Source organism: Acidimicrobiia bacterium (assembly GCA_016650365.1).
GTDB lineage: Bacteria > Actinomycetota > Acidimicrobiia > Spongiisociales > JAENVV01 > JAENVV01.
In genome coordinates this window covers 1-4462 of record JAENVV010000224.1, presented here as the reverse complement: position 1 = coordinate 4462, position 4462 = coordinate 1, and the positions used below count along the sequence as shown (strand labels likewise).

Sequence of the window (4462 nt, the reverse complement as noted above, 5' to 3'; positions counted from 1 at the left end):
GTGACAACCATTCGATGTCGGCGACGAATCCGGCGTCGGACAGATCGGTGAAGACCTTGCCGGGTGAAGTCGGTTCGATGGTCAGCGGAGATCGGTGCAGGAGCGCGGCCATTCCCTGGCGGGTAATGGTTTGATCGGCGCAGAACGACGCCCCGCGTTGGCACCCGTATGTGATTCCGGCACTAGCCAGGCGGTTGATCGAGGATTCGAAGGTGGAGCCATTGTCGTCGGGAAAGAAGTCGACGTCAGTGGTTGGCAGATCCAGAGCCCGGTCGAGGAAGGCCGCCATTTGACCCCTGGTCACTGATCCGGTCGGGCAGTACCGATCGTTGGTCGGGGGATTGCATCCCAAAGTGATGCCTCGGTCGGCGATCCACTCGATGTCGGCTTCGAACGTTGAGTTGTCGTCATCCTTGAAAAGCCCGCTCCACACCTCAGGGACAACCTCAACCGCCGGGTACGGCCACCCGTTCATCTCACAACCGTCGAGGCCCTTGGTTTGTTGCATCATCACCGGAGCGACCGTCCCCACACCCGGGCAGGTCGTGTGTCCGTGTCCAAGGAAATGACCGACCTCATGATTGATCTGATAGGAGCGATACTCGGGAAGGTCCGACTGGTATTCGGGCGTTGCGCTGCGCCACCGGTAGGTGTTCAGCATGGTGCGGTTGCCGTTCCTGCACGAGTAGATGCCACCGGTGTTCAGGGGGGCACAGAGGCGGTCGGTGAGATCGGGAGACGAAAAGATGATTCGCAGGTCCGGGTTGGAATCGACTCGCTGCCAGCCAAGGTCGCCCTGGTGGATCCAGCTGCGGGGATCTCCGAGCACGTTCTGGACCTGCTCGGCAAGGCACGCCCCGTCGAGGCCGATTCCGTCTTCCACCTCGACTGTGAAGGTTCGAACACTCGTCCCTCCGAACGGGGTCGATGACCCGCCCACGACAACCAGCGATCCGGTGGGGTTGTCGGCCCCGATCGAACATTCGGAGGTCGGTACGGAAGCCTGGGAGGCCGTTGCGGGGAACAGTGTTAGTGCGACGGCCAGGGCAAGCGCCGACCGAGCACGTGGCCGCTGAAGGTTCAGGCTCGTGTTCATGCCGGGGACGTTACCAGTGGCGTTTCCGTTGGTCGTTTCGTCCGGCATTTGGGACTTCCAGCGGTGGTGAAAGCCCGGTTTCTGACCGTAGAATTCGGACAGGAACAGGAGACTTATCATGACTGCAAGAACCGTTTTGGTCGGTTTGATTGTCGGAGGCGTGTTGCTGACTTCCTGTGGAGGCGATGCAACCACGACGACCTCCCTCGCTCCGACCACGAGCTTGGCATCCACCACCACCTCTGTCCCCGACAGTCCTACGACTACGGGGGCGAGTACCACCACGACCACCTCAACGACGACATCCACGCCGGGGGTTGGTGTCCTCGTCTACTACTCAACCGGTGATGGGACTGACTGTGGCCTGGTCGCTCCATTTGAGCGAACGATCCCGGCGGACGTTGATCCGATCTTCGGGGCCCTGGAGCAGTTGGTGGGAGGTCCGACGACCTCAGAAGCGGCGGCTGGCGCTGGTTCGTTCTTCTCAGAGGCAACCGCCGATGCGGTTCTGTCGGCGACCTTGACCAATGGCCTGCTTACCGTGGACTTCTTCGATTACCGGAACGAGCTTGCCAATGCATCCACGAGCTGTGGAAGCGAGGCGTTCTTGTCGTCGCTCAACGATACGGTGTTTCAATTCAGTGAGGTCGAACGGGTCCGGTACACGATCTTTGGAAGTTGCAACGCGTTCTACAACTGGCTGCAACGAGATTGCCAGGATCAGACGCGGACCGGATCCGTAGGTGTCGACCTGAACACGAACGAGCTGGCTTCTGGCTCGGGTTGCACGCCCGGCACCGCCGTGCTTCCCGACGGGGAATGGTTTGGATATGTCGACACGGCCGCCAGCTCCGACCTCGAGTTCGACCTGGCTTGCTGGTTCAGCGGAGTCCCGGCGGCCGATGCCGCCGCCGAAGACGGACAGGAATCGCCACCGCCCAATGACTATTACGTTCGGAACCAGTCGTCGGCCCTCCGAACGGTCGCCGTCGACGATGCCGCCGCGGTGGAACAGTTGGTTGATCCCGGGGGACCGGACCTCGTGACGGTTACCTACGGCGAATGGTCGGCCGGTTGGGGAAGCCTCGACTACCAGCCAGGCGTGTGGCTGACCATCAAAGACGGCAAGATCACAGAGATCATGGAGCAGTACGTTCCCTAAAGGGCAAGCCGTCCATCCGCTACTGTGCCCGCAGCAGTCTTAGGAGACCATGAGCGCCATGATTCTGGACGGCAAAGCCGTCGCCGAAACCGTCAAAGCCGACGTTGCCACCCGGGTGGCAGCTCTGAACGAGCGAGGAATCTCCGTTGGCCTGGCCACGGTGCTCGTAGGGGAAGACCCCGCTTCGCATGTTTACGTTCGCAGCAAGCGCCGGACGGCCGAGGCGACGGGGATCAACTCATTCCACCATGAGCTGCCGGCAGACACCCCCCAAAGAGACATAGAAGCACTGATCGAGCAGCTGAATGCCGATCCGGCAGTCGACGGCATCCTCGTCCAGTTGCCCCTCCCGCAGGGTTTGGACTCCGATCGGATTACCGAACTGATCGATCCGTCCAAGGATGCCGATGGGCTCCATCCCTTCAACCTCGGTCTGCTCGTGTTGGGACGCGACGGCCTCACCCCGTGCACACCAACTGGAGTGTTGAGGATCCTGGAGCATTACGGGATTGAGATCTCGGGCAAGAACGTGGTGATCGTGGGTCGCTCGTTCCTGGTGGGTCGCCCCCAGGCCCTGCTGATGATCCAGAAGGGGGCCGATGCCACCGTCACGATCGCCCATTCGCGAACCAAAGACCTGGCAGCCGTGTGCCGGGGAGCTGACATCATCGTGGCGGCGGTTGGAGTGCCTAAGCTCATCGGCGCCGGTCACGTGTCTCCCGGAGCAGTGGTGATCGATGTCGGGATCAACCGCACTGATGAAGGTCTGGTCGGCGATGTCGACTTTGATGCGGTTGAAGAGATCGCCAGCGCCATCACGCCAGTTCCAGGTGGGGTGGGTCCGATGACGGTCGCCATGCTGATGCACAACACCGTTACCGCAGCCGAATGGCGAGCAACCGGCCGCTGAGTCCCCGCCGACCGGCCAGCCCCCTCAGTTCCAGTCGGTCGGGGCTTGTTGCTAGCCTCTTGACCTGAACAAACTCTCTGCTTCACGGAGGCAAACCATGGCCACGCCGATCACTATGGGTCCCGACGGACTCGTCGTACCCAACGACCCGATCATTCCTTTCATCGAGGGTGATGGGATTGGGCCGGATATCTGGGCGGCCGCCGTGCGCGTCTTCGATGCGGCCGTCGAGAAGGCCTACGGTGGCGAGCGAAAGATCGCTTGGAAAGAGGTTCTGGCTGGCCAGAAAGCATTCAACGCCACCGGGGAATGGCTCCCTGACGATACAGTCGCGGCTTTCAATACCTACCTGGTCGGAATCAAAGGCCCGCTGACGACCCCGGTCGGTGGAGGGATTCGCAGCCTCAACGTGGCGTTGCGCCAGATCATGGACCTGTATGTCTGCCTTCGTCCGGTCCGCTGGTTTGAGGGCGTGCCATCGCCCGTCAAGGATCCTGGCGCGGTCGACATGGTTATTTTCCGCGAAAACACCGAAGACGTGTATGCCGGAAAAGAGCTTGAGGCGAATAGTGATGATGCCACCAAACTTCTTGAGTTCATGCGCGACGAGTTCGGCTGGGATATCCGACCTGACTCGGCCATCGGGATCAAGCCAATTTCGATCACGGGGTCAAAGCGCCTCATCCGGGCCGCCATCCAGTACGCGATTGCCAACGACCGTAAGTCGGTAACGCTCGTGCACAAAGGCAACATCATGAAGTTTACCGAGGGTGCCTTCCGTACCTGGGGCTACGAACTCGCCAAGGAAGAATTCCCGAACGAACTCGTGTCGTGGGAAGACTCGGGCGGCGATGCCGGCGACAAGATCCTCATTCAGGACGTGATCGCCGACGCCATGTTCCAGCAGGTTCTCACCCGCCCGGCCAACTACGACGTCATCGCCACGATGAACCTCAATGGTGACTTCATTTCCGATGCGTTGGCCGCTCAGGTTGGCGGAATCGGCATCGCCCCGGGCGGAAACATCAACTATGAGACCGGCGTGGCCGTGTTCGAGGCGACTCATGGGACGGCGCCGAAATATGCCGGCCTGAACAAGGTGAACCCGGGTTCGGTGATTCTCTCCGGCGAGATGATGTTCAACTACATCGGCTGGAAAGAAGCAGGCGCCCTCATGGTCGCGGCGATCGAGAAGGCCATTTCGGAAAAGATTGTCACCTACGACTTTGCCCGTTTGATGGACAATCCCACCGAGGTCAGCACATCGGCCTTCGGTGATGCGATCATCGAGCGG

Annotated in this window: 4 protein-coding genes; 3 read left to right on the top strand and 1 reads right to left on the bottom strand. The window is 60.8% G+C overall.

Features of this window, described 5'->3' with window-relative positions; translation table 11 throughout:
- Positions 1-1096: DUF3152 domain-containing protein (locus JJE47_13300; protein MBK5268403.1), on the bottom strand; the 1096-nt coding region annotated here is incomplete at its 3' end.
- Between the two features lie 118 nt (positions 1097-1214).
- On the opposite strand from JJE47_13300, the gene JJE47_13295 reads away from it, so the two are divergent.
- The 3 genes from JJE47_13295 to icd form a co-directional block, all read left to right on the top strand.
- On the top strand, positions 1215-2258 hold the full coding sequence (locus JJE47_13295; GenBank protein ID MBK5268402.1) for a GerMN domain-containing protein: 1044 nt from the start codon (positions 1215-1217) through the stop codon (positions 2256-2258).
- A 49-nt stretch (positions 2259-2307) separates the two neighbouring features.
- The gene (gene folD, locus JJE47_13290; protein MBK5268401.1) at positions 2308-3168 is read left to right on the top strand and encodes a bifunctional methylenetetrahydrofolate dehydrogenase/methenyltetrahydrofolate cyclohydrolase FolD; all 861 of its coding nucleotides are present in this window, start codon (positions 2308-2310) and stop codon (positions 3166-3168) included.
- 97 nt (positions 3169-3265) lie between these two features.
- On the top strand, positions 3266-4462 hold a 1197-nt coding region (icd, locus tag JJE47_13285), incomplete at its 3' end, for an NADP-dependent isocitrate dehydrogenase (GenBank protein ID MBK5268400.1).

Excerpts from the sequence above, each read along its gene's own strand:
- JJE47_13295 (MBK5268402.1), top strand. The coding sequence starts at position 1,215 with ATGACTGCAAGAACCGTTTTGGTCGGTTTGATTGTCGGAGGCGTGTTG.
- folD (MBK5268401.1), top strand. The coding sequence starts at position 2,308 with ATGAGCGCCATGATTCTGGACGGCAAAGCCGTCGCCGAAACCGTCAAA.